Here is a 24,716-nt window from a genome sequence, read left to right as displayed (position 1 = left end):
CAAAAATTGCAAATATCTCGAGAAATTTATCAGCTTGTCCAAATTGTTAAAGAGCAAGTTTTTGCTAAAAGCAAAAACGCCAAAATCATCCGTTAGGATGATTTCAGACAATCTGTGTGAACACTCAACGCAAAACCGTATCTGTTTCGTAAGGAGGTGATCCAGCCCCAGGTTCCCCTAGGGCTACCTTGTTACGACTTCACCCCAGTCATGAACCACAAAGTGGTGAGCGTCCTCCGCGAACGGTTAAACTACCCACTTCTTTTGCAGCCCACTCCCATGGTGTGACGGGCGGTGTGTACAAGGCCCGGGAACGTATTCACCGTAGCATTCTGATCTACGATTACTAGCGATTCCGACTTCATGGAGTCGAGTTGCAGACTCCAATCCGGACTACGACCGGCTTTATGGGATTGGCTCACTATCGCTAGCTGGCAACCCTTTGTACCGACCATTGTAGCACGTGTGTAGCCCATCTCGTAAGGGCCATGATGACTTGACGTCGTCCCCACCTTCCTCCGGTTTATCACCGGCAGTCTCCCTAGAGTTCCCACCATTACGTGCTGGCAACTAAGGACAAGGGTTGCGCTCGTTGCGGGACTTAACCCAACATTTCACAACACGAGCTGACGACAGCCATGCAGCACCTGTCTCACGGTTCCCGAAGGCACACTCGGGTCTCCCCAAGCTTCCGTGGATGTCAAGAGATGGTAAGGTTCTTCGCGTTGCATCGAATTAAACCACATGCTCCACCGCTTGTGCGGGCCCCCGTCAATTCATTTGAGTTTTAACCTTGCGGCCGTACTCCCCAGGCGGTCTATTTAATGCGTTAGCTTTGGAACCCACGCCTCAAGGGCACAGACTCCTAATAGACATCGTTTACGGCGTGGACTACCAGGGTATCTAATCCTGTTTGCTCCCCACGCTTTCGCATCTGAGCGTCAGTCTTTGTCCAGGAGGCCGCCTTCGCCACTGGTATTCCTTCAGATCTCTACGCATTTCACCGCTACACCTGAAATTCTACCTCCCTCTACAAGACTCTAGTTGACCAGTTCGAAATGCAGTTCCCAGGTTAAGCCCGGGGCTTTCACATCTCGCTTAATCAACCGCCTGCATGCGCTTTACGCCCAGTAATTCCGATTAACGCTCGCACCCTCCGTATTACCGCGGCTGCTGGCACGGAGTTAGCCGGTGCTTCTTCTGCGAGTAACGTCACAGCTAGCAGGTATTAACTACTAACCTTTCCTCCTCGCTGAAAGTACTTTACAACCCGAAGGCCTTCTTCATACACGCGGCATGGCTGCATCAGGCTTGCGCCCATTGTGCAATATTCCCCACTGCTGCCTCCCGTAGGAGTCTGGACCGTGTCTCAGTTCCAGTGTGGCTGATCATCCTCTCAAACCAGCTAGAGATCGTCGCCTTGGTGAGCCTTTACCCCACCAACTAGCTAATCTCACTTAGGCTTATCCAATCGCGAAAGGTGCAAAAGCATCCCCCTCTTTCCCCCGTAGGGCGTATGCGGTATTAGCCATCGTTTCCAATGGTTATCCCCCTCGACTGGGCAAATTCCTAAGCATTACTCACCCGTCCGCCGCTCGACGCCCATCAAATCCACCGAAGCTTCAATGATGTCGTTTCCGCTCGACTTGCATGTGTTAGGCCTGCCGCCAGCGTTCAATCTGAGCCATGATCAAACTCTTCAATTAAAAAGTTTTTTGAAGTCCGAAAACTTCGACTCAATGAATTACTGAATTAACTTGTTATAGTCACTCAGTGCAACATTGATATATGAGATATCAATCCTGCGCGAGTGCCCACACAGATTGTCTGACTAATTGTTAAAGAGCGTTGCAACCGAACCGTGGTTCCCGTTGCTGAGGCTGCGTATCTTACGCTTTCCTCAATCCCCGTCAAGCGTTATTTTCAAAGGCTTTTCCGAGTGTCGAATTGTTGCTCAGTGCTTAACGAAGTAAGCCGCTGTGCCCCGTCGACAGGAAGCGCATTATAGGGAGCCCCCAGCGGAACGCAAGAGGGTTTTTCGATAAAAAAGGTCGTTTGTGATCATTCTGACCTAAAAGCCTCAAAAGCAGACAAATTCAGGTTAAAGATCAAACCCGTAGCCCCTCAATAGCCGTTTTAACCCCATGCTAGGGGCAGCACCGCTCCACAAATACCGATTTGGTATCGACAACGGCGCCTCAAGCCGATGGCTAAGTAAAGTCTGCGCACGGCGGGCAATGGCGTCACCGGAATCCACCAGAGCCACATCTGGCCCCAGCACCGCAGACAACTCTGCTCTTAATAGAGGAAAGTGGGTGCAACCCAGCACCACCACATCGGGGCGAACGTCATCCGCCATAAAGGGCTGCAGAATGGCAGCCAGCGTCGAGGTCGGCACGGCCTGGCCGGCGAGCTTGCCCTCGGACAGCCGAACCAGTTCGCTGCTGCCCAGGCGCAGTACCCGACAATCGGCAGCGAATTGATCCACCAGGGTATCCGTATAGGAGCGGGACACCGTTCCCGGGGTGGCCAACAAACCGATCATCTTACGGCGGCTCAATTGGGCCGCCGGTTTAATTGCCGGTACCACCCCGATCACCGGCACCGACAGTCTTTGCCGCAATGCCGGCAGGGCCAACGTACTGGCAGAATTGCACGCCACCACCACTAATGCCGGTTTTAGGGTATTCACCGCGTCATCAATCAACGCCACACAACCCGACACCAACTCCTGATCTTCCAACTCTCCATAAGGGAAGCGTGCATTGTCAGCCAGATAATGGATCGGCCAGGCGGGAAACGCCTGCCTGATATGGCTATAAACCGACAAGCCGCCTACACCGGAATCAAACAACAGTATCGAACTCATGGAAATCTGGATCATCTAACGCGAAAATGGCAGCTGATGATTTTCACACAGAGCCGGGCATTTACCAAGAGGACTAGACTTACGGTCGCGCTTGGTTAGAATTCCCCCTCTTTTACCCAGCTACCGGAGACCACCATGGATCTGAAAGCTCTTGATCCAGCTAATTACGATCAGCAATTGGCACAAAAATGCGAGCGCATGACCACCATGTTTGCGCCCTTTAACGCTCCGGATCTGGAGGTGTTTGCCTCCGAGCCAACCCACTACCGCATGCGCGCGGAGTTCCGGGTGTGGCACGATGACGATGACCTGTATTACATCATGTTTGATCAGGCGAAAGGGGGCAAAGTCCGCACCGATCAGTTCCTGCCCGCCAGTGAACTGATCAACACCTTTATGCCCAAATTGATGGCCGCCATCAAACCCTTCCCGGCGCTGCGGTTTAAGTTGTTCCAGGTGGATTTTCTCTCCTCCCTCAGTGGAGAGCTGGTGATCTCCATGCTGTATCACCGCCAACTGGATGAAGCCTGGGAAACCGGCATCGCCGAGTTGAGGCAGCAGTGGCAACAGCAGGGGTATAAGGTCGACATCATTGGCCGGGCCAAGAAGCAGAAGATCTGCCTGGAGCGAGACTACGTCGACGAGACCCTGACGGTTCACGGCACCCCGATGCAGTACCGCCAGATTGAAAACAGCTTTACCCAGCCCAATGGCCGAGTGGCGGAAAAGATGTTGGAGTGGGCAGTGGACTGCACTCGAAACAGCAGCGGCGATCTGCTGGAGCTGTACTGTGGCAACGGCAACTTCTCCCTGGCATTGGCACAAAACTTCGAACGGGTTCTGGCCACCGAATTGGCCAAGCCATCGGTGGAGTCGGCTCAGCACAACATTGCTGCCAACCACATCGACAACGTCACCATCATTCGCATGTCCGCCGAAGACTTTACCGACGCCATGAACGGCGTCCGCGAGTTTCGCCGCCTGAAGGGCATCGACCTGACCGCCTTTAACTGCAACACCATCTTCGTGGATCCGCCACGAGCCGGTCTGGATAAGGCCACCGAAAAAATGGTGCAGGGTTACGATCGCATCCTCTACATCTCCTGTAACCCAGAGACTCTGCTGGATAACCTGCAAACCCTGGGCCAGACTCACAAGATCACCCGACTGGCGCTGTTTGATCAGTTCCCCTACACCCACCATATGGAAGCGGGTGTGCTGCTGGAACGTAAGTAAGCACTAACCGCCCCAACAAAAAGCGCAGCCAAGAGGCTGCGCTTTTTGGTTGCCATAAGCATGGTGCTAACGGCAGGTGTCGATGAAACCAAAATTGACATCGTTGCTATGCACAATCCCCAGACAGACATCCTCAATCCGCAACAGCTGCAGAAAACCCTCTTGATCACTGAACGCCAACCGTCCCGTTGACGAGGTGGACAAGTCCAGAATGCCCCATTGGGTACAGGTGCCCTGATGGCACACCACCACCGCGCCATTGGCATCCACCTCCACACAACCGTCAGAGGTACAGCTATTTAGCGGCGCAGTGAACGCCACCGGCTGGGCATCGGAAGCGGCCATGCGGGCCTCCCACAGCGCCAGCCCCATCGCAGTCTCGGTCGAGCCGCTCGCAGTATCGGAACCACAATAGCGATCGGCAAACGCGGACACCTGCAATTCATGACCAGATTGACGCACCTGAGCCAGTCGAGGGGGCTGCTCATCCCCTACAGGCAACAGTTGATTGGACGCTGACAGCGTCAGACCCGATGGGCTAAGAGAGGGAGAAAAAACGCCGAGCAGCAGTTGGCCACTGTCGGTCTTTAGGGCGTAGCCCGGCCGAGTAAAACTGGAGCTGGAAACACACGCCTGGCGACCAAATCCCGCCACCGACACCATTCCCATCCACAGCATTTCAGCATTGTTCGCTTCCTCGGCCACCGCCGAGTCTGTGCAGCCACTAACCGCGGCACTCAGCCCAACAGACACCGCTAAAGCCTGAAGTTGTTTCCAATTCACAATCCCTTCCTTTTCATTGCGCCGGTGAATACAAATCGCTCTCCGATGCAACCCAGCCTACCACAAAAGAAGGTCAAGCTATTGATTTAAGGTTGGTTAACCTGTGATTCCAGGTCTTTTTCCCGGCCACTTCGCTGCAGAGACTCCGAGCCTTTGGCGATCATCTTCAACTGGATGATCAGTCGCTCGGCCAGGGCCTGGCGCTCCTTTTTATTCAGATCCAGCGCTTCGGCACCACTGGCAAACACCAGCGTCACCAGCGCTTCGGCCTGAGCGTAGGCCAGATCCGGTCGACGGCCGGCCTTGGCTTGGAGGTAGTGATTCAATTCATCGATGAAATGGCGAATCTCCCGGTTCACCGCACCACGGAATGCCGACGACGTGCCTGAGCGCTCCCGCAACAGCAAACGGAACACATTGGGGTTGCTGTCGATGAACTCCATAAAGGTCTCGATGGAGGCCCGAATCACGCTACCGCCCTCTTCTGCCCGCTGCCGCCCTTTACGCATCAGTTGTCGCAATGTCAGACCACCTTCGTCCACCATGGTCAGGCCCAGCTCTTCCATATCCTTGAAGTGTCGATAAAACGAGGTTGGAGCAATGCCAGCTTCCCGGGCCACTTCCCTCAGGCTCAAGTTGGAGATGCTGCGCTCAGCACTCAGCTGATTGAATGCCGCGTCCAACAATGCGCGCCGGGTGCGCTCTTTTTGCTGTGCTCGAATCCCCATTGATTTACTACCCTTAATGAACAAGTCGACCATTCTAACTTGAATGTCGACAAAGCTCACCTGCGACCTATATCAATTGCCGCTTGAGTTCTTCGACAAAGATCACCAAAATAGCGCACAGATGTAAGCTGAATGAGTATCACGGATGAATCCTAAACCGCCACTGATCATACTAAATGCCCTTATCTTCGGACTCACCGGCCTGGCCGCGTTGACCCTGGCGCCCCTGCACGGGTATCTGGTCGGCTACCAAACTGAAACCCTGGTGCTGGCCGTGCTGTTGTGGGCCTGGAACGGCCTGTCGATCACCGCCGGCTATCACCGCCTCTGGTCCCACAAGGCCTATGCGGCCCACCCGGCCGTACAGTGGTTCCTGGCCATTGGCGGCGCCATGGCATTGCAAAACAGCATCCTGCACTGGGCCTCGGATCACCGCCGCCATCACAAGCATGTGGATCACGACAGCAAAGACCCCTACAGCGCCAGCCGTGGCTTCTGGTACAGCCACATCGGTTGGATGCTGCGAAATTATCAGGGCGAACCGGACTACAGTAACGCCCGGGATCTACAGAAAAATGCCATCGTGATGTTCCAACACAAACATTATGCCGTCTTGGTATTAGCCACCAACATCGCCCTGCCACTGCTGGCAGGCGTGCTCATTGGTGACATCTGGGGCACCTTCCTGATGGCCGGCGTAGTACGACTGGTGGCGATGCACCACGGCACCTTCTTTATTAACTCCCTGGCCCATATCTGGGGCAGCCAGCCCTACAGCGATAAACAATCCAGCCGCGACAACGGCGTCATTGCACTGCTGACTTTCGGAGAGGGCTACCACAACTTCCACCATACCTTCGAGTATGACTGGCGCAACGGCATTCGCTGGTTCCATTTCGATCCGACCAAATGGCTCATCGGCGCCCTGGCCAAGCTGAAACTGGCCTCCAACCTGAGGGAGGTGCCGGCCGAACGCATCGAAACCGCCAAGTTGCAGATGCAGCTGAAGCAGAGCAAGGCGATGTTGCTGGATCGAGGACTGCCGGAGGAGTGGCTCAATAAACTGGAGCATCAGTACCAGAGCGTACTGGAGCGAATGAAGCTTTATTATCAGGCCAAGCAGCAGACGCTGAAAGAGAAGCGACAGCATCTTGACAGCAGTGCCAAGTCGCAGTTGAAAGAGATGAAGCAGTGTCTGCAGGAACAGCAGCAGCAATGGCTGAAACTGCGGCAACAACTGGCAACGGCCACACTGGCCAACGGCTGATGCAGCCATGACACTGCAGCAGTGGCAACAGCAGGGCCGCTGGTTCCATCAGGGCGGATACCGGCGCTTCTATCTGGATCAAGGCCAGGGGCCGGTCCTGCTTTTGATCCATGGCTTTCCCTCCGCCAGTTGGGACTGGCACCCTCTGCTGCCGCAGTTGAGCCGGGACTACCGGGTCATCGCCATGGACATGCTGGGCTTTGGCCTCAGTGACAAGCCGCACCCCCATCGCTATCGCATCGTCGATCAGGCTCGGGATTGGCAAGCTCTGCTGCAGCAGTTGTCCATAGACAAGGCGCACATCCTGGCCCACGATTACGGCGACAGCGTGGCCCAGGAACTGCTGGCCATCGACCCGGACCGCTGGCTCAGTTGCTGTTTCCTCAATGGCGGCCTGTTTGCCGACGCCCACCGGCCGCTGAAGATTCAGACGTTGCTGGCCTCACCGCTGGGGCCGCTGTTGATACGGTTTCTCGGCCGACGCCGTTTTGACGCCAGCCTTAATCGCATCTGGGGTGATCAGAAACCCACCACAACCGAACTGGACACCCTGTGGCAATTGCTGCTGTTCAATCAGGGGCGGCGAGTGATGCCATCGATTCTGGATTACATGGCTCAGCGCCGACAGCACCAGCAACGCTGGACCCAGGCGCTGGTGGACACACAGGTACCGCTGAAGCTGATCGATGGCACTCAGGATCCCATCTCGGGCCACACTCTGGTGCAACGCTATCGGCAGCTGATCGCCGATGCCGACATCAGCGAACTGGATCGGGTCGGCCACTACCCACAGCTGGAAGCCCCCGAGCGGGTACTGAGCCACTGGCGGGACTTCATTAACCGCAGCCAAAAACAAACAGGGCCAGCCGCTGGCTGACCCTGTGCAATGGGTGGCTCTGGTCTACTGACTAAAACTGACGTCCATCCACACCAAACGGTGAGAGGAACTGGCCTGGGGATCGTTCACCATCTGCCCCTGACCATTGTCCCGATAGAACAGCGCCTCGCCGTCGTCGCCGAGCTGAGCCCAGACGATACCCTGATCAACAAACTTCAGTTGCTGCTCCAACATGATGTAGTCGTTACGCAGCGCATTCAGGCCAGTAATGATGCCAGGCATACTGTGGGTACTAGCCGTGGTTTGGGCATAATCGACCCCGGCAGCACTGGTGGGGGCCTCCCAGTTCACCCCGGTAAAGCGGTGCAGGGTGCTGGAGTTGACCAGAGTCCGCATGGCGCTGGAATCGGCACGGTAGCTGGGGGTACCATCGGCGCCCAGGGCCCAGGCCCCCTCATGATCGTTGTAGAAGTTACCCATCAACACGAAAGGACGGCTGCTGTCGTAGCCCCCGGTGATGCGACGGTTGTTATCATCGTCATTGACGATGTAGTTGTTGTTATCCTGACTGATGTAATCGGCCACAAACTCCACCTGGGCGCGATTACGCATGTAGGCTCGGTTAGAAGCGTCCACCTCCGCCGGCTCTCCCAGGTAGGTTGTCAGTAGCTGCACCATGCGACCGTCTGGCAGTCTCATGGGGATGTCGACAAAGTTGGTGTCCATCAATGGCAGGCTGTTCCAGGTGTCGGTGGCAAACCAATCATTGCCACTGCCGTCCTGAGGCTTCTGCTGACCATCGGCGGTCGGCACCTTTTTCCACTCCAGCTGCCGGTAGGTACGAACGTTGTTTTCATCCAGCGCATAGCGGGACAGCAGCGCAAAACTCTTCTCACCGGCATAGTGACCATAGCCTTTGGCGTCGAACGGCAGGGTGCCCGGCGCCGAGCCATCTTTATTCAGATCATCGAGCACCGGAATGCCGGAGTTACTGGTGGCCAGGTACAGATAGGGGTAGCTGACCGGCTCCAGGTCCGGATCCTGTGCCTGATTCAGATACTCACTGACAAACAGCTCCAGAGCCCGCTTGCGATACTCTTCACCGCCGAGTCCGTCGGCACCGGAGAACCCGGTCAGCAGCAGCACATCCGGCTTGGCCCGTTGAATCACTTCGGCCACATTCTGCAGACGCTGCTCGTTGCCGCTGCCGGTTTCACTCAACGCCTGGTTGTAATCGGAAAACTCCATATCGGCATGGTAGGTGGCAAAGCGGATGGTATCGTTGAAATCATTGGTGCCGCTGGAATCACCGCAAGCACTGAGCCACAGCGCCGTGGTCACCGCTAACATGGGTTTCAAATTCATCGGGGATCTCTTGACTGGATTAATGGAACAGTCGCTCAAATTACGACCAAACATGAATAAAATCAAGGACATAAATGATGCGCATTTGTGATGAAAATGTTTACCGGGAAACCGATTTCCCTTTAAAATCCAGCACCTAAGTAATTTGAGCAAGAGTAAGAAAGCAATAACAATCGAATTTAATCGTGAGAATCTGCGCCAACATGGATTCCCTTGGCCTTCGCATGGGGTATCATCAGTGCCATTTCCACCAAAACCGAAACAGGCGAACGACGATGACCACTCCCATCAAACTGACGGAATACAGCCACGGCGCGGGATGCGGATGCAAGATCTCCCCGAAGGTATTGGATACCTTACTGGCCAGTCAGTTGACGCCCTTTGATGACCAGCGTCTGGTGGTCGGCAATGCCAGCCGCGATGACGCCGCCGTCTACGATCTCGACGGCACCACAGGCATCATCAGCACCACCGACTTCTTCATGCCCATCGTCGATGACCCCTTCACCTTTGGCCGCATCGCCGCCACCAATGCCATTAGCGACATCTATGCCATGGGCGGTCGACCCATCATGGCCATCGCCATTTTCGGCTGGCCAGTCAACCTGTTGCCAGCCGAGGTGGGGCAACAGGTGATTGAAGGCGGCCGCGCCGCCTGTCGCGACGCCGGCATCATGTTGGCCGGAGGCCATTCCATCGACGCCCCAGAGCCGATTTTCGGTCTGGCGGTCACCGGGCAGGTGCCCCTGTCCCAGCTTAAGCGTAACGACACTGCCACCGCAGGCAGCACCCTGTACCTGACCAAACCCCTGGGCGTCGGCATTCTGACCACGGCTCAGAAACAGAAGAAACTGGCACCAGAGCACGACGGCATCGCCGTGGAAGCCATGTGCCAGCTCAACACCATCGGTGCCGAGTTGGCACAGATCGACGGTGTCTGCGCCATGACCGACGTCACCGGTTTTGGCCTGGCCGGCCACCTGATCGAACTGTGCGAAGGCGCCAACCTCAAAGCCCGGGTGTCTCTGTCCAAATTGCCACTGCTGGATCAGGTCGACCACTACCTGGCTCAGGGCTGCGTCCCTGGCGGTGCCGGTCGCAATTTCGACAGTTACGGCCACAAACTGCCGACCCTGGACCCGCGCAGCCGCACCCTGATGTGCGACCCCCAAACCTCCGGTGGCCTGCTGATTGCGGTGGACCCTAAGGCGATTGCCCAGGTCGAAGCCCTGCTGGCTGCCGCCAATCTGCCCCTGCACCCCATCGGCACCCTGGCCGAGCCCCAGGGTGAAGGCCGCATCGAGGTAACTGAATAATGGCCACCGTCAGTGCCGAACACTACCGTGACATCCTGCTCTCCGACCGTCCGCTGATCGATCTGCGATCGCCGGTGGAGTTTGCCAAAGGCGCCTTCCCCAACAGCGTCAACCTGCCTCTAATGACCGACCAAGAGCGCGCCGCCGTAGGCACCTGTTACAAGAAACAGGGTCAAATGGCGGCGATTGAACTGGGCCATAAACTGGTTCATGGCAAGGTCAAGGCTCAGCGACAACACGCCTGGCGAGAGTTCATTGAGTGCCACCCGGATGCCTACCTGTATTGCTTTCGCGGCGGTCTCAGAAGCCAGCTGAGCCAGGAATGGATTGCCGAAGCCGGACACCAGCGCCCCTATATTGAGGGCGGCTACAAGGCGATGCGCAGCTTCCTGATGACCCAGACTGACACCATCACCGCGCACACGCCGATGTGGATCATCGGTGGCATGACCGGTTGCGGTAAGACCGACTTCCTAAAGTGTCGCCAGGATATGGTGGATCTGGAGGGGTTGGCCAACCACCGGGGTTCCAGCTTTGGCCGTCAAATCACCGAACAACCGGTGCAGATCAATTTTGAAAACGCCCTCGCGGTGGCGCTGATGCAGCATCAGCAACACCACCGTCAATTGGTGCTGGAGGATGAGAGCCGTCTTATCGGCCGAGTGTCGTTACCCCTGGAGATGCACGAGCGCATGCAGGCAGCGCCACTGGTACTGCTGGAAGTGTCACACCACGACCGCATCGAACGAATTTTGCGTGATTATGTCACCGACATGGCCACGGCCTTCATCGACAGGGACGGCCAGGAACTTGGTTACGCCAACTTCCAGAACCATCTGCTGGGCGCACTGGACCGAATACAAAAACGTCTGGGCGATCAAAAATACCGCCAACTTCGCGGCGTCATGGAGTTGGCGCTGCAGCGTCAGCCCAGTGGCGATATGGACGGTCACCGACAATGGATCGACTCTCTGCTGCAGGATTACTACGACCCCATGTACCGTCATCAACTGGAGAAACGACGCCAACGGGTGGTCTTCCAGGGAGACCATCAGGCTGTCCACCAATGGCTGGATCACAAGGCCAGGCACCAGTAACAAAAAAACGGCCCCGAGGGCCGTTTTTTTATCCGTGCTGCAGTATCTCTCGCCAGGGTAGCGTTGGTGCCCCCATAACCAGATAGTTGGGATTTTCCAGGCTCTCGCGCTCATTGTAGGACAATGGCTGCAAATCGATATCCAGAATCCGGCCGCCGGCCTGCTCGACAATGCACTGCGATGCCCCGGTGTCCCACTCGCCGGTCGGCCCCAGGCGCAAATACACGTCCGCTTCCCCTTCGGCCACCATACAACTCTTCAGCGATGCGCTGCCAAAGGGCACAAAGCGGTAATTGCGTCCGGGCTCCAGCAGATCGGTTACCGCTTCCAGACGCTGACGGCGACTGACGGCGATCACCATCTCCTTATCAACCTGAGAGGCCTCACGACTGTGAATGGCGCTGTTAACGCCATTGGCGCGCTTAAACGCTCCCATACCTTGCACGGCAAAGTAGCACACCTTGGAGATCGGCGCGTACACCACCCCCATCACCGGCACGTGATTGTCAATCAGGGCGATGTTTACCGCGAAGTCGCCACTGCCAGCGATAAACTCCTGAGTGCCATCGAGAGGATCGATCAACCAGTAACGCCCCCAGCCTTGGCGGTCACTCAATGGAATGTCGGCGTCTTCCTCCGACAGGATCGGAATCTCCGGCGCCAGTTTGGTCAGGGCCGCCACGATCAGCTCATGGGCGGCAAGGTCGGCGCTGGTCACCGGGGTGTTGTCGGATTTGGTGATCTCTTGATAATGACCGTGTTCGTAAATCGTTCGAATCTGCTCGCCAGCCTGACGCGCAATCTCAATGACGGGTTCTAACAGCGTGTTATCTCTTTCCACAACCTCTACCTACCGCGGCAAATCTCTAACTAAGTTTCAGCGCTTTTCTCGCTAAAAACAAGGCGCTGATCGCTCGGGATTCGGAGAAATCCGCGCGCGCCAACAACCCGTCCAGATCGGCAATGGGCCAGGGCACCAGTTCCAGCGGTTCAGGCTCATCCCCTTCTAACTTGCTGGGCGTCAGTCCTTGAGCGAGCAAGATATTCATTTTGCTTGAAAAGTAACCAGGCGCTAAGGCCACTTCCATCAGTGGCGTCAGCCGTTCGGCTTGAAAACCGGCCTCCTCCTGCAGTTCACGGTTGGCGGCCTGCAGCGCATCTTCGCCAGGATCAATCAGCCCCTTCACAAAACCCAGTTCATAGGTCTCGGTGCCAACGGCGTACTCCTTGACCAGCAACACGGTGTGCTCATCCAGCATCGGCACCACCATTACCGCGCCACGGGATCCGCCCTGCATCCGCTCATACACGCGCTCGACGCCATTACTGAATTTGAGATGGACCTGCTCGACCCGAAACAATCGGCTCTTGGCCACCAGTTCGGTGTGGATAATCTGCGGTTTTTGTTGCGAACTCATGGATTCCAGGATTCAGGGTTGCGTATGGGATTAGCATACACATTCGCCTGCCGATTTGATATTGGTCACATAATAAAAAGGGCCGCCGAAGCGACCCTGTAGTGACAAACCCGACCTAAAACCCGGGGATGCGACCCGAGTACTGCAGCGGATAAGCGCCACTGGCATCCGCCTGACCCAGAAAACCCAGAGACTTGGTCAGTGCTTCCGGTTGACTGTCGGTTGCCCGAATTCGAGCATCCAGCTCGACCTGCATGTTGGCTTTCAACATGGCGGTTCCGGAGACGCCAATGCGATTGTCCTGCTCGGTCATGGTCAACATCAGATTGCCCTGCTGACAGCTAAGCTTACTGCTGAGGTTGCCCAGAGGAAACTGGCCGAACTGATTATTCACATCCAACTGCTGGACCATCAAGCGGCCATCGAGGCGCTCACACCAAGGCTGCCCCTGGGCAGCATCGGCCAGGTTGAGGTTGATGTCACCCGCCACCTGGGTTCGAAACGGCAACCGTCGTTTGCCCACCAGCACCGAAACCGGACTGTCCAAACGCAGGCCTTGTACCTCCAGTCCAGACAGGCCATAAGCCACGGTACCGCGACCACTGATTGCGCCATTCACCGACACCGCCGCTTCCACTTTCCCTTGCAGCAGTGACCAGGGAGCCACGTTCCAACTGAGGTTTTCCAGGGTGCGTCCCGACACCGTCAGGGTTGCAGCCCGGCCCTGCCACAGGCTGCCGTCCAGCCCCTGCACCTGCACCCCTTTGGGTTTGGGCGCCCACTGCCAGACCACGGAGACCGGCACCGTAATCACCAGGAACACAATGTACAACGCCAGTGCGGCGACGCCATATTTTACAAAACGCATGTTACCCCTTCACCAGCTGTAAGCGCCGAACTTCTACCTTGCCATTGGTATCGGCTCTGGACAGATCCAGTGCTTCCACCCGTACCCCTTGCTCAGACAGGAAGGACAACCAATTCAACAAACCATCAAAACTGCTCTCATCCAGCCACACCTGCAACTTGTCGCCCTGGGGCTGCATGCGATCGATGGACAAGGCAAACTGTCTGGCACTCTCGGTAGCCAACTGGCTCAGGCTGCCTCGCGCCTGGGTGCCACTGCCGGACTTTTGATTCAGGTAACGACTGGCATCGGCCTTCAGGCTGGCCAGTTTGGCCTGCTCCGATTTGAGACCGCGCTCGGCCTGAGTCACCGCGCTGCCCAGAGGTTGCCAGACCATCCAATAGAACAGCCCGACCACCAGAAACGGCGCCGCCAGAGTCAGCATCTGCCGCTCACGGGGATTCAATTTACTCCACCAGAGTTTCACTGCTGCCATCATCGTGTCCTCACCGTCAGGGCGCCACTGACCCCCTGCTCCTCATTGTTCATCGCCCCGGTTTCCACCACAAACTGGCCACCGGCGTGCTGCTGAAACTGTTCAAACTGAGCGAAACTCTTGGCATTGACCTGCAACCTGATCTCGCCACGATCGGCGTTGTAGCGCAGCGACACCGGCTTCAGATCGGGAATGGCGGCAAAGGCCGGTTGCAACTGCACAAACATGGTCAGCAGCTGCCCCTTTTGACTGCCACCGCCCAGGGAGCGCACCTTAGACGCCATCAGCTGACTTGGATGCAGCGCCGCGTTCACCCGCTCGTTGGGGAACAGTCGCTTGTAGATGGCATCGGACTCGGCCCGGACCGCCGCCCGCTTACTGTCGAGCTGATACCACTGCATGCCCTGATAGGCAATGGACAATAACAGGGTCACCGCCGCCACCGCCGCTACCTTGCCCCAGATCTGCCAGACCCGGCCATATTCACGCTTGGGGGCGTACTCACCGCTGAGCAGGTTGCAACGCGACTGGGCCATACCCTGAGCCAATACCTGCATCGGCAGTTCCAACTGCTGATATTGCCAGTCGATGCCGTCGATGGCCGCCGGTGCCGGGGTAAAGGTGGCGATGGCCGTCGGCTGCTCGGTATCTGCATGTTCGGCGGCCACCATCGGCAACCAGTCCAGATCGATGCAACTGCCCCCCAGGCCAAATCGGCACAGCCATTGCTGTTCCAACTGCATCACTGCACCGCTGCAGGCAGAGGGACACGGCAGGGCCAGCACGTCCGGCACGATGCGATTCGGCACCAGTTCGGCATCGCCGAGCCAGTTTAACCAGGTCGCCATCTGCTGATGACTGACCACGCTGACCGCCAACTCGTCACCGTCACGCTCGCCGGTGACAAAATGGAGCTTATCCACGTCTTCGGCCAGCTCATCCTCCAGCATAAACGGCAGACCCTTAATGGCCTGACGGGCCATCTTGGCTGGCAGGGTCACCTGAGTCAGGGTCAAGGCACTGGAGTCCACCAATACATCCACCGGCCGACCGCCGGCTCGCTCAGTCAGGCTGGACAGAGCCGAGGCATTGCGCAACACCCCGGATCCAATGACCGCCTGCTGCTCCTCTGACCAGGTTATCCAGCTAATGGGCGCATCGGCACGCTCGCCCAGACGCACCACTAATCGTTCGCTCACTGTTGGCCTCCATACTGTCGGGTCAACACCACAAACTGGGTGCCTCCCGACCGCTGTAAAATACTCTCAAGCCGAAAGATGGTGTTATCCACCTTGGCGGCGCCACGGAATCGAAAATGACTGCTGTCGACCACAAAGCTGCTCTTGGCTTTGTCATCCAGCTTGACACCCTGCACCGCCGATTCTTCCCAAAACTTGTCAATGCTTTCCCAACCGTCCTGGGGACGGTTGCCAATCAAATCTTCCACTTGTGAACGACTCAGCTCACCATTGAACATGCCCACCAGCAACGACGCCCGTTCTACCGGCACGGTGTTAACGTTGACGATCTGAGTCGAATCCCCGGGGATCACGCACACGTAATCCTTGAGTGCTTTGTACATCGGCTGGCTGATCCCCAGTACCGCCCGCATCTCGCTGTGGTGCCACATTGGCTGGTTGGCGGCACGGTAAGGCACTTCCCGCGCTTCGTAGTCCGCGTCTTCGGCACCATAGCTGCCCTGAGTACGATCATCCGCATCCAGGTAATCGTGCAGTCGCTCCGCCGCCATCTCCGCCATGTAGAGATCAAACCCGATGTCTTCCAACATCGCCTGAAACTGCTTCTGCACCATCGGCTTCTGGTTCGGATTGGCCTTTTTCTCGTCGTCGGTTAACCCCTGAGACAACGCATTGATGTTAAAACAGCTGCGCATGTCATCCAGGTGACCGATGATCTGACCGCCCTCGACCGGGTAGATCACATCGGCGGTGGCCCAATACTGCTGCAGGTGGACGGTGCCGTCGGCGTCTTCCATATCCTGCTTCAGCGCTCGCTTGGCCAACTCCTCCGCCGACAGGGCAAACCAATAGGCCTGCTCATACTGGTTATGGTTGACCGTGCGTCGCACCGCCAATCGGCTGCGTTCGCTGAACGAAGCGGCGATGGTGGTCATCACGGCCAACACCAGCAACACGGTGAGAAGGGCGATGCCCTGTTGTCGTTTCACCCTCAGTTGCCCTCCTCGTTGCCGCCGGAGTTGTTATCACCGTTATCGCCGCCATTACTGCCGCCGTTGTTGCCACCGTTATTATTGCCGCCGTTACTGTCGTCATTCTGCGCACTGCCGACGCCATCCGGCAGCAGGAAACGACGCTCCACTTCGCCAAAATCTTCCAACTCCATCTTTACCGACACCGCCCGGGCCAGCGGGCTGCCATTGAGTTTGGTCTGCCATTTGTCGTCCACATAGAAGGCAAATTTCAGATCCACCACCTTGTCCAGCAACACCAGCTCCTGGGGATCGTCTCCCTCGATGGGATCCGGATAGATGTGATGCAACCGCTGCAGTTGATTCTCCTGCAACCGGTACCCCACTTGCTGCAAGGTGCCTCGTGGCAGCTGGCCTCTGGGGTTGAGCCACCCCAATCGGTAAAAACTGATGCCATCGGCATCGGAGTCGATCCAGCCATCGCCAAACTGATAGTTAGAATCGCTGGGCTCGGCGCCTTCGCCGCGGACCGGACGCATGACCATCTGCTCAAAATCCCTTTGCATCAGTGACATGGCCCGCTGAACCTGCTTTAGCCGCAGATGGTGAGTCTCGCTGGTTTCATTCACCGACAGCACATTGGTCAACACCCCGGCCGTGGCCACCCCAAGCAGGGCAAAGATCGCCATCGCCAACAGCATCTCCAGCAGGGTAAAGCCGGAGACCTTAGTCCGGTTTGGCCACATAGGTGGTCACCTCGCTGATGATGGGGTCAAAACCAGGATCCAGGCTGACTTTAACTCGAATGGCCCGGAACTCCTCGTCACCGGTCTTGATCACTTCCTGGCGCCAGTACCACTGCTGGTCTGCCAGTTCCACCCGGCCTTTTTTACTGTTACCCAGCTCGGGGAACGCCGATTCCAACCGCGCATCCACCATGCGGTTGTGAGCCACAAAGGTGGCAAACGTTTTCTCTCGCAGTATCGGCACCGCCGCCAGTTGCTCACCGGCGCTCTTGACCACCGCAATCGCGGCCATGGCAAATACCGCCAGGGCCACCATCACCTCCAACAGGGTAAAGCCGCGGTGCTTCACTGCTCCTCCTCCAGGCGCACGATGTCACCGATGGCATTGCCTTCCAGTTCAATCATCAGGGTGGGACGCACCGTGTCGTCTTCAAACTGGAGGGAGAATGGGGTGATCTCCCCGGAGGGCAGGATCAACAATTGCGGCTCAGGATTGTTTTTCTTCTCCTCGTCCGATTTTTCAAACAGCGATTCATCCAAGCCGAACTCGCTCTCATCCTCTTCATCGGACTGTGCCAGCGGCATGCCTTCAATAGACAGGCTCAATAGCACCCCTTCCGGCATCTGCCGCTCCCGGTACAGGCGTTCCGCCTGCAGCGGTTCCCAGTCGTCTTTATCGACATTGAAGCGGGCAAAGAAATAGTGATCCTCTTCCACCACCACGCCCACTTCCTGACCGGACAACACCGACTCCTCCAGAGCCATGGACACCACAGAAGCAAACTCATTGGCGGCCTTATCCAACGCCTCCTGGCGTGGATCGCCGCCCACCGTCAGGGTCACCGACATAGCGGCCACCCCAATCAGCACCAGCACTAACATGATCTCCAGCAGGGTAAATCCCGACTGGTGCCGAGGCGAGATCCGCATTACTGGTAGTCCGTCAGGTTCCAGTTGCAGATGTCATCTTCAGAACCGAGCTGGAAGTCCGGACCGGCAGAGCACAGGTCAAAGCGACCTTTCTCACCTGGACTCAGCAACACGTAATCGTTGCCCCAGGGATCCTTAGGCAAACGCTTGATGTAACCACCTTCACGGTAGCTGCGCGGCTCCGGGGAGAAGTTGGGGCGGTTCACCAACGCGGTCACTCCCTGCTCGGTGGTGGGGTAGATGTTGTTGTCCAGGCGGTACATGTCCATGGCGTTTTCCAGCGACACGATGTCCGCCACCGCCTTCTGAATGTCAGCCTTGTCCTTGGAGCCCATCAGGTTGGGGGCAATCATCGACGCCATAATGCCGATGATCACCAGTACCACCATCACTTCCAGCAGGGTAAAACCGCGTTGACGGTTATGTTTGTTTCTCATTTCTGACCTCTAAAGACGTAATTAAATTAGGGTATTCATTGCCATCATCGGTTGCATGATGGACACCACAATAAACAGCACCACGCCGGCCATGGTCACCACGATCAACGGCTGCAACACCGCCAGAGCCACACTGACCAGAGTTTCAAACTCCCGGTCCTGGTTGTCGGCGGCTCGAGCCAGCATGTTGTCCAGCTCACCGGATTTCTCACCGGAGGCAATCATATGCAACATCATCGGCGGAAACAGCTTGGTGTGCTGCAGGGAGGCGCGCAGGCTGGCCCCTTCACGAACCTTGGTGGTGGCTTCGGCAACGGCGTCGCGCACCCTAAGGTTCAGCAACACGTCCGAAGCGATGCTCATCGCTTCCAGCAACGGCACCCCCGACGCCGACAGGGTGCTCAGGGTCCGGGCGAAGCGGGCGGTATTCAGGCCGCGGGCGACCCGGCCTACCACCGGCAATTTCAACACCGTAGTATGCCATTTCACCTTCAGGTCCCGATTGCGCAGCGACTGCTTAAAGCCGATCACCGCCACCAGGATCACCCCTAGTATATAGAGGCCCCAGTTCTGTAAAAATTCCGAGGAATCGATCAACAGCTGAGTGGTCCACGGCAGCGACTGGCCCATGGAGCTGAACTGCTCTACCACCTGAGGCACCACCGCCACCAACAGGAAAGACACCACGCCGATGGCCACCAGAGTCAGGATGATGGGGTAGACCATGGCCTGAATCAGTTTGGAATTGAGTTCCTGCTGCCGCTCCTTGTAGTCGGCCAACCGCTCCAGCACCACTTCCAGGTGACCGGATTTCTCACCGGAGGCCACCATGGCCACATACAACTCGTCGAAGATGTGGGGAAATTCACGCATCGACTCGGCCAGCGAGTAACCCTCCACCACCTTGGAGCGCACCGACATCACCATGCTTTTGGTTTTCGGCTGCTCACTCTGTTCGGCAACCGCCTTCAGCGCCTCTTCAATGGGCAGGCCACCGGCCACCAGCGTCGACAGTTGCCGCGTCAGCATCGCCAGGTCCGACGTGGACAGCTTGTGTTTAAACAAGGTGAAGGAAGCCGTCTGCTTGCTCTTTTCCCGAGCCGCGGCCACCTGAATGTCCAGTGGCACCAACTGCTTTTCACGCAGCTGACTGCGGGCCTGGCGGGCGGTATCGGCTTCGATTACCCCTTTCACCTGCCGGCCACGGCTGTCCATGGCCTTATATTCAAACGCCGCCATGCTTTACTCCTCCCGAGTGACCCGAAGCACCTCTTCCAAGGTGGTCTGGCCCTCAAGCACTTTAAAGCAACCGTCGGCGCGAATGGACGGCACCGACTGGCGGACGTATTTCTCGATGGCCAGTTCACCGCGGCCACCATGAATCAATTCGCGGATGGCGTCGTCCACCACCAGCAATTCATGGATACCGGTCCGACCCCGGTAACCGGTCTGGTTACAGGCGTCACAGCCACAGGCTCGATAGATGGTGGCTGGCTGAGACAGCCCCAGCAGATCCATCTCACGGGCATTGGTTTCATGGGGCTGCTTACACTCTTTGCACAGAGTCCGGATCAATCGCTGCGCCAATACGCCCAGCAACGAAGAGGACACCAGGAACGGCTCCACCCCCATGTCCTGCAATCGGGTAATGGCACCGGCGGCGGTGTTGGTGTGCAGCGTCGACATCACCAGGTGACCGGTCAGAGACGCCTGAACCGCAATGGAACCCGTTTCCAAGTCCCGAATCTCACCCACCATCACCACGTCCGGATCCTGACGCAGAATCGCCCTCAGGCCGCGGGCAAAGGTCATGTCAACTTTGGTATTCACCTGAGTCTGGCCGATGCCCTCGATTTCGTATTCGATGGGATCTTCGACGGTCAGGATGTTGCGGTCGCGGCTGTTGATTTCGGTCAGACCGGCATACAGGGTGGTGGACTTACCAGAGCCGGTGGGGCCGGTGACCAGCAAAATGCCGTGAGGCTTGCGGATCAATTCATCGAACTGATCCCGAATCGGCTTGCTCATCCCCAGTTGTTTGAGATTCAGCATCGCCTGGTTCTTGTCCAACAGACGCAGCACCACCCGCTCACCGCGAGAGCCAGGCATGGTAGACACCCGCACATCCACGGCCCGGCCGCCGATGCGCAACGAGATACGACCATCCTGAGGCACCCGCTTCTCGGCGATGTCGAGACGAGCCATTACCTTGATTCGCGACACCAGCAACGAGCTGATCTTGCGCTGTTGTTTCAGCACTTCACGCAGCACCCCGTCGACGCGGAACCGCACCACCAACTCTTTCTCGTAGGTTTCGACGTGAATGTCCGACGCACCAACCTTGATCGCTTCCGACAGCAGGGCGTTGATCAGCCGAATGATCGGCGCATCGTCTTCGGCATCCAACAGGTCTTCGGTTTCCGGCAGCTCATCCGCCAACGAGGTCAGATCATCGTCCTTGCCGATGTCTTCCATCAGCTGCTGGGCTTCGGAGCTGTCCTGCTGGTACACCTCGGTCAGCTTCAGCTCGAAGGCGGTCTGATCCAAGGGTTGCAGCTTGATGACGCCACCGGCAATGCGGCGGGCCTCCAGCATCGCCTTGGGCGTGCAATCCGGTCCATAGCTGAGCACCAGCTCGCCGGACTCCAGCTCATCCAGCACCAGGCTGAAACGGCGGGCAAAGGCAAACGGCAGGCGCTGACCACCCGCGTCCAGCTCGTCGTCGGTGTCGACATCCGCCGCCACCGCTTCGGTGTCCAGTTCCGCCTGCTCTAAAGCCTGCTCGAGTGCGTCATTGTGGGTCGACTCACTCATGGATTACTCCTTGACCGGCGGCACGTCGGTGCCCAGGCCATTGGTCTTGTCTTTCTTGAGGCTATCCAGTTGCTCGTTCATCCAGCCACTGTCATCACGAATCGGCGTATTCATGTCATTGCCATTCTGGTAGTTGTCCAGAATCGCCTTGGCTTCCGGGGTCAGGTTCTGAGGCTGAACCCATTCTGGCAATACCGGTACCTGAGTGTACGGCATCAGTGCCACGCCCTCTTCATCCTGAGCCAACTGCTCGGCGCGGATGTAGTTGTACTTGCGACCGGACAGGCCATTCATGGTGACCCCATCACGGATGATGGTCGGCTTGATGAAGATCATCAGGTTGCGCTTGGTCTTCTTGGAGCTGGTGGAGGTAAACAGCGCCCCCAGATACGGGATGTCACCGAGCCAAGGCACCTTGGAAACACTCTCCTGCACGTCTTCGTTCAGCAAGCCACCGAGGACGATGGTCTCGCCGGAATCCGCCAGAACCGTGGTTTTCAGCTCACGCTTACCGAAGGTCACGTCCACCGAGGTGCGGCCATTGACGTTGGAGGTCTCCTGAACGATCTCCATCTGCACCGCGTCACCCTCGTTGATCTGAGGCCGCACGGTCAGCTTGATGCCCACCTCTTTGCGCTCTACAGTCTGGAACGGGTTGTCGTTGCCGGAGCTGGCAGCGGAACCGGTGATCACCGGCACCTCATCGCCGACAATAAAGCTGGCTTCCTGGTTGTCCAGGGTGGTGATGCTCGGGGTCGCCAGGACGTTGGAGTTGGTGTCCGATGCCACCGCCTGCAGCAAGGCCCCAAAGTCACCAAACTGCACACCCCAGGCCATGCCGTTGACCTTGGCCAATGCCGCAGCCAGGGTGGAGATATCGCCATCGGTATCCGGGTTGGTGGTACAGTTCTGGCCATCGACACCGGTACATACCGTGCTACCTGGCTGATCGCGCGCATCCCACAGGCCGGCACCGATCTCACCGATGGTGACGCCGGTACCATTGTTAAACTGCGTCAGGCCACCGGCCTCGGAGTACATCTGCACCCCAAAGGCGATGTCGTCGCCTTCGGCGATCTCGACGATGATCGCTTCCACCAGCACCTGGGCGCGGCGAATGTCCAGCTGACGAATCACGCTCGACAGCTCCTGCATCTGATCCGGTTGGGCGTTGATCACCAGGGCATTGGAATCGGCGTGGGCCATGATGGTGATGCCTTGGCTCTTGCTGCCGGAACGGCTGCTGCCCTTAGAGGCCTCGTCGGCCTTCTCCAGGCTGTCGGCAAAGCCGGACAACACCTCTTGCAACTCCTCCGCCTGGGCGTACTTAAGGTAGAACACCTGGGTGTTCCCTGAGTTGCGCATATCCTGATCCAGTGAGTGCACCAACTGCACCGCCCGCTTGCGGGCCTTCTCGTCGCCACTGACCACCACTGAGTTGGTGCGCTCATCGGCCACCACCTTGGGAATGCTGCCACTGGCATTGCCTTGCTGGCCGCCACTGCGGTACAAGGCATCGATGATGCGAACCATCTCCGCCGCCGAGGCGTACTGCAGCTTCACCACCTGAACCTTGGTGTCGCCCTGAAGATCGACCCGCTTGACGATCTCCACCAGCTTGTTCACCACCGCGGCACGGCCGGTGATCATCAGTACGTTAGAAGGATCGTAGTTAACGACGTTACCGCCGCCGCTGTTGTCATTGAGCTGGCGCAGCAGCGGTGCCAACTGTTTGGCTTCGACGTTGTACAGCGGCACGATGCGGGTCACCATTTCGTCGCCGGCACCGGGGCGTTCTTCGTCCGCGACGCGAATGTTGGCGTTCTTGGCGTCTTTGCCCTTGATTACCTTAATGATATCGCCGTCCATTTCGACCACGGCGTAGCCATACACCTGCAGCACACTGAGGAAGAACTGGTAATACTGATCGTCGTTAAGCAGGTCGTAACTGCGGACATTGATTTTACCGCGCACCGTCGGATCGACGATGATGGTTTTTTGCAGGTTTTTACCAACAATATTGATAAATTCCTGAATGTCTGTCCCTTTAAAATTGGCCGCATACTGAGCCGCCATCACCGGCGTACCCATGGCAAAAATCGAAGCTCCGGCAATCAGACCCGCAGCAATGCGATTGCGAATCCAAGGCGTTCGGCGTGTGTGTGTCTTCATTGTATTCCCCATAGCCTCGATCATTTTTGGTTGGGCAGGCTAAACATAATTTCAGTAAGTTGACCTTCACGCTCCACCATCACGGCCATTTCCGTCAGCTCCGGCAACTCCGCCAGTAACTGCATCGCCTCCGACATCTGGGTGAGATCATATCCATTGATGGCCACCGCCAGATCACCGGATTTCAATCCGGCATCGGTAAACAGGGCGCGGTCTTTACCGGGATTCAGGCGATAACCTTTCAGGCCACCGTCCGCTTTCACCGGACTGATTGAGATGTAGTCGGTCAGCTTACCGGGATCGGTCAGCAGATCCGTGCGGGCGGCGTCCAGTTGCGCCGACACCTTATTATTATTGCGCATATCCTGAGTCCGCGGCTCGGAAGAACGGGTCTTCAGCCTCTTGGTCTCTTCGGAGATGGTTTTGCTGTATTCGATGCCGTCCAGCATCAGGGTTTCGTAGCGACCGCGATTCACAATAATGGCGCGATCGGCATACACTTCGTGCAGGCTGGCCGAAGTGCTCTTAATCTTGTCACCGATGCCATAGGTTTCCTGGCTGCCGGCACTTTCGATCACCGCGATGCCGCGCTCCTGCTCGGAACTGGCCACCAGGCCGGTCAACAAAATGCGCAGGGTGGTTTTAGGAGCATCGGTGATCAGGCTGGTGTCCACCGGCTTAGGTTTGCTGGATTCTTTACTCTTATCAACATCGCCGAACAGCGACAACCGTTGCACCGGGGTCAAGTCCAACGCCCCGCTCTGGCCGGACTGTTGCACCGACGGTCGCCATACCGCCGCCTGTTCCTGAGTCTCAGGCACCAACATCCAGGTCAACTGAGACGCGATATAGATGGCATAGACAGCCAACAACAGGGTAAGAACGCGGGCAATGGCCGCTTGTGGCAGTTTTGCAAGACCGTGAAGCCCTTGCTGCAGATAATCCATATTATTAGTGCTCTTTACTCATCCAGCCAGCAGCATTATCGAGTTCATTTAGAAAGAAATTTCACAAATATTCATGCTAACCCACGGTCTGCCGTACGAACAAGCATAATACTTGGACAATAAAAGTAGATAGGCGAATAATGGTCAAATTTGACCAATTATGCTACCTTTGGCGACCGCATCACGCTGTGAGGCCTCCCCAGTTTTTGATCTTAAAAACTGCCGTTATGTCACTCTTTT

At 57.1% G+C, this 24,716-nt stretch carries 23 protein-coding genes and 1 rRNA gene; 5 read left to right on the top strand and 19 right to left on the bottom strand.

Going from position 1 to position 24,716, the window contains the following annotated elements; all coding sequences use genetic code 11:
- Positions 1–149: 149 nt before the first annotated feature.
- Together J8Z22_RS01135 and murI are read right to left on the bottom strand one after the other, a co-directional pair.
- Positions 150–1,706, bottom strand: a 16S ribosomal RNA gene (locus J8Z22_RS01135).
- Between the two features lie 395 nt (positions 1,707–2,101).
- Positions 2,102–2,869 carry a glutamate racemase gene (gene murI, locus J8Z22_RS01130; protein WP_252008428.1) on the bottom strand — a complete coding sequence of 256 codons (768 nt, stop codon included), beginning with the start codon at positions 2,867–2,869 and terminating at the stop codon, positions 2,102–2,104.
- 135 nt (positions 2,870–3,004) lie between these two features.
- On the opposite strand from murI, the gene trmA reads away from it, so the two are divergent.
- Entirely contained in the window at positions 3,005–4,105 is a 1,101-nt protein-coding gene (trmA, locus tag J8Z22_RS01125) for a tRNA (uridine(54)-C5)-methyltransferase TrmA (protein WP_252008426.1), read from the top strand.
- Between the two features lie 66 nt (positions 4,106–4,171).
- Here the strand turns inward: trmA and J8Z22_RS01120 are convergent, their stop codons facing one another.
- The gene (locus J8Z22_RS01120; protein WP_252008424.1) at positions 4,172–4,888 is read right to left on the bottom strand and encodes a hypothetical protein; all 717 of its coding nucleotides are present in this window, start codon (positions 4,886–4,888) and stop codon (positions 4,172–4,174) included.
- Positions 4,889–4,974: 86 nt separating this feature from the next.
- A complete protein-coding gene (fabR, locus tag J8Z22_RS01115; RefSeq protein ID WP_252008421.1) occupies positions 4,975–5,616 on the bottom strand; it encodes an HTH-type transcriptional repressor FabR in 642 nt (213 codons plus the stop codon).
- A gap of 145 nt (positions 5,617–5,761) precedes the next feature.
- Between fabR and J8Z22_RS01110 the strand changes: the two genes are divergently transcribed.
- Entirely contained in the window at positions 5,762–6,883 is a 1,122-nt protein-coding gene (locus J8Z22_RS01110) for a fatty acid desaturase (protein ID WP_252008419.1), read from the top strand.
- A 7-nt stretch (positions 6,884–6,890) separates the two neighbouring features.
- The gene (locus J8Z22_RS01105; protein ID WP_252008417.1) at positions 6,891–7,760 is read left to right on the top strand and encodes an alpha/beta fold hydrolase; all 870 of its coding nucleotides are present in this window, start codon (positions 6,891–6,893) and stop codon (positions 7,758–7,760) included.
- A gap of 24 nt (positions 7,761–7,784) precedes the next feature.
- Here the strand turns inward: J8Z22_RS01105 and J8Z22_RS01100 are convergent, their stop codons facing one another.
- Positions 7,785–9,086, bottom strand: coding sequence for an endonuclease/exonuclease/phosphatase family protein (locus J8Z22_RS01100; protein ID WP_252008415.1), 1,302 nt, complete (start codon positions 9,084–9,086; stop codon positions 7,785–7,787).
- Between the two features lie 275 nt (positions 9,087–9,361).
- Here J8Z22_RS01100 and selD point away from each other — a divergent pair, with 275 nt between their 5' ends.
- Together selD and mnmH are read left to right on the top strand one after the other, a co-directional pair.
- On the top strand, positions 9,362–10,402 hold the full coding sequence (gene selD / locus J8Z22_RS01095; protein ID WP_252008413.1) for a selenide, water dikinase SelD: 1,041 nt from the start codon (positions 9,362–9,364) through the stop codon (positions 10,400–10,402).
- Positions 10,402–11,499, top strand: a complete 1,098-nt coding sequence (mnmH, locus tag J8Z22_RS01090; RefSeq protein WP_028112683.1) for a tRNA 2-selenouridine(34) synthase MnmH — start codon at positions 10,402–10,404, stop codon at positions 11,497–11,499. The genes selD and mnmH overlap by 1 nt, the downstream gene beginning before the upstream one ends.
- A gap of 28 nt (positions 11,500–11,527) precedes the next feature.
- Here the strand turns inward: mnmH and cysQ are convergent, their stop codons facing one another.
- From cysQ to gspC, 14 genes are all read right to left on the bottom strand, one after another.
- Positions 11,528–12,340 (bottom strand): 3'(2'),5'-bisphosphate nucleotidase CysQ, encoded by an 813-nt coding sequence (gene cysQ / locus J8Z22_RS01085; RefSeq protein WP_252008411.1) that lies wholly within the window; start codon positions 12,338–12,340, stop codon positions 11,528–11,530.
- Positions 12,341–12,365: 25 nt separating this feature from the next.
- The gene (gene nudE / locus J8Z22_RS01080; protein WP_028112681.1) at positions 12,366–12,917 is read right to left on the bottom strand and encodes an ADP compounds hydrolase NudE; all 552 of its coding nucleotides are present in this window, start codon (positions 12,915–12,917) and stop codon (positions 12,366–12,368) included.
- Between the two features lie 115 nt (positions 12,918–13,032).
- Positions 13,033–13,785, bottom strand: a complete 753-nt coding sequence (locus tag J8Z22_RS01075; protein WP_028112680.1) for a type II secretion system protein N — start codon at positions 13,783–13,785, stop codon at positions 13,033–13,035.
- Position 13,786: 1 nt separating this feature from the next.
- Positions 13,787–14,263: a type II secretion system protein M gene (locus J8Z22_RS01070; RefSeq protein WP_084144392.1), complete on the bottom strand. Its 477-nt coding sequence runs from the start codon at positions 14,261–14,263 to the stop codon at positions 13,787–13,789.
- Positions 14,260–15,459 (bottom strand): type II secretion system protein GspL, encoded by a 1,200-nt coding sequence (gspL, locus tag J8Z22_RS01065; protein WP_252008409.1) that lies wholly within the window; start codon positions 15,457–15,459, stop codon positions 14,260–14,262. The genes J8Z22_RS01070 and gspL overlap by 4 nt, the downstream gene beginning before the upstream one ends.
- Positions 15,456–16,394 carry a type II secretion system minor pseudopilin GspK gene (gspK, locus tag J8Z22_RS01060; RefSeq protein WP_051252610.1) on the bottom strand — a complete coding sequence of 313 codons (939 nt, stop codon included), beginning with the start codon at positions 16,392–16,394 and terminating at the stop codon, positions 15,456–15,458. Before gspK ends, gspL begins: the two co-directional genes overlap by 4 nt.
- Before the next feature lie 56 nt (positions 16,395–16,450).
- Complete coding sequence (gene gspJ, locus J8Z22_RS01055; RefSeq protein ID WP_028112676.1) at positions 16,451–17,176, bottom strand: type II secretion system minor pseudopilin GspJ; 726 nt, start codon at positions 17,174–17,176, stop codon at positions 16,451–16,453.
- Complete coding sequence (gspI, locus tag J8Z22_RS01050; protein ID WP_371878123.1) at positions 17,157–17,492, bottom strand: type II secretion system minor pseudopilin GspI; 336 nt, start codon at positions 17,490–17,492, stop codon at positions 17,157–17,159. Before gspI ends, gspJ begins: the two co-directional genes overlap by 20 nt.
- Before the next feature lie 29 nt (positions 17,493–17,521).
- The gene (gene gspH, locus J8Z22_RS01045) at positions 17,522–18,106 is read right to left on the bottom strand and encodes a type II secretion system minor pseudopilin GspH (protein ID WP_252008398.1); all 585 of its coding nucleotides are present in this window, start codon (positions 18,104–18,106) and stop codon (positions 17,522–17,524) included.
- Positions 18,106–18,543, bottom strand: coding sequence for a type II secretion system major pseudopilin GspG (gspG, locus tag J8Z22_RS01040; protein WP_028112673.1), 438 nt, complete (start codon positions 18,541–18,543; stop codon positions 18,106–18,108). The genes gspH and gspG overlap by 1 nt, the downstream gene beginning before the upstream one ends.
- Before the next feature lie 21 nt (positions 18,544–18,564).
- Positions 18,565–19,782, bottom strand: a complete 1,218-nt coding sequence (gene gspF, locus J8Z22_RS01035) for a type II secretion system inner membrane protein GspF (protein WP_028112672.1) — start codon at positions 19,780–19,782, stop codon at positions 18,565–18,567.
- Positions 19,783–19,785: 3 nt separating this feature from the next.
- Positions 19,786–21,357, bottom strand: a complete 1,572-nt coding sequence (gspE, locus tag J8Z22_RS01030) for a type II secretion system ATPase GspE (protein ID WP_028112671.1) — start codon at positions 21,355–21,357, stop codon at positions 19,786–19,788.
- Positions 21,358–21,360: 3 nt separating this feature from the next.
- Positions 21,361–23,529: a type II secretion system secretin GspD gene (gene gspD, locus J8Z22_RS01025; protein ID WP_051252602.1), complete on the bottom strand. Its 2,169-nt coding sequence runs from the start codon at positions 23,527–23,529 to the stop codon at positions 21,361–21,363.
- 20 nt (positions 23,530–23,549) lie between these two features.
- Complete coding sequence (gene gspC / locus J8Z22_RS01020) at positions 23,550–24,476, bottom strand: type II secretion system protein GspC (RefSeq protein WP_028112670.1); 927 nt, start codon at positions 24,474–24,476, stop codon at positions 23,550–23,552.
- Between the last annotated feature and the right edge of the window lie 240 nt (positions 24,477–24,716).

This window comes from Ferrimonas sp. SCSIO 43195 (assembly GCF_023716685.1).
Classification (GTDB): domain Bacteria; phylum Pseudomonadota; class Gammaproteobacteria; order Enterobacterales; family Shewanellaceae; genus Ferrimonas; species Ferrimonas kyonanensis.
Note: the sequence above shows the minus strand (reverse complement) of the source record. Positions and strands in the feature narration are given on the sequence as shown.

Bases quoted from the DNA above. Each gene is read 5' to 3' on its own strand.
- gspG (WP_028112673.1), bottom strand. From the start codon at position 18,543: ATGAGAAACAAACATAACCGTCAACGCGGTTTTACCCTGCTGGAAGTG.
- murI (WP_252008428.1), bottom strand. From the start codon at position 2,869: ATGAGTTCGATACTGTTGTTTGATTCCGGTGTAGGCGGCTTGTCGGTT.
- gspH (WP_252008398.1), bottom strand. From the start codon at position 18,106: ATGCGGATCTCGCCTCGGCACCAGTCGGGATTTACCCTGCTGGAGATC.
- gspF (WP_028112672.1), bottom strand. From the start codon at position 19,782: ATGGCGGCGTTTGAATATAAGGCCATGGACAGCCGTGGCCGGCAGGTG.
- nudE (WP_028112681.1), bottom strand. From the start codon at position 12,917: ATGAGTTCGCAACAAAAACCGCAGATTATCCACACCGAACTGGTGGCC.
- J8Z22_RS01110 (WP_252008419.1), top strand. From the start codon at position 5,762: ATGAATCCTAAACCGCCACTGATCATACTAAATGCCCTTATCTTCGGA.
- J8Z22_RS01075 (WP_028112680.1), bottom strand. From the start codon at position 13,785: ATGCGTTTTGTAAAATATGGCGTCGCCGCACTGGCGTTGTACATTGTG.
- gspK (WP_051252610.1), bottom strand. From the start codon at position 16,394: ATGACCACCATCGCCGCTTCGTTCAGCGAACGCAGCCGATTGGCGGTG.
- selD (WP_252008413.1), top strand. From the start codon at position 9,362: ATGACCACTCCCATCAAACTGACGGAATACAGCCACGGCGCGGGATGC.
- J8Z22_RS01100 (WP_252008415.1), bottom strand. From the start codon at position 9,086: ATGAATTTGAAACCCATGTTAGCGGTGACCACGGCGCTGTGGCTCAGT.
- gspC (WP_028112670.1), bottom strand. From the start codon at position 24,476: ATGGATTATCTGCAGCAAGGGCTTCACGGTCTTGCAAAACTGCCACAA.
- J8Z22_RS01105 (WP_252008417.1), top strand. From the start codon at position 6,891: ATGACACTGCAGCAGTGGCAACAGCAGGGCCGCTGGTTCCATCAGGGC.
- J8Z22_RS01070 (WP_084144392.1), bottom strand. From the start codon at position 14,263: ATGATGGCAGCAGTGAAACTCTGGTGGAGTAAATTGAATCCCCGTGAG.
- fabR (WP_252008421.1), bottom strand. From the start codon at position 5,616: ATGGGGATTCGAGCACAGCAAAAAGAGCGCACCCGGCGCGCATTGTTG.
- gspE (WP_028112671.1), bottom strand. From the start codon at position 21,357: ATGAGTGAGTCGACCCACAATGACGCACTCGAGCAGGCTTTAGAGCAG.
- gspJ (WP_028112676.1), bottom strand. From the start codon at position 17,176: ATGTGGCCAAACCGGACTAAGGTCTCCGGCTTTACCCTGCTGGAGATG.
- trmA (WP_252008426.1), top strand. From the start codon at position 3,005: ATGGATCTGAAAGCTCTTGATCCAGCTAATTACGATCAGCAATTGGCA.
- gspI (WP_371878123.1), bottom strand. From the start codon at position 17,492: ATGGTGGCCCTGGCGGTATTTGCCATGGCCGCGATTGCGGTGGTCAAG.
- mnmH (WP_028112683.1), top strand. From the start codon at position 10,402: ATGGCCACCGTCAGTGCCGAACACTACCGTGACATCCTGCTCTCCGAC.
- gspD (WP_051252602.1), bottom strand. From the start codon at position 23,529: ATGAAGACACACACACGCCGAACGCCTTGGATTCGCAATCGCATTGCT.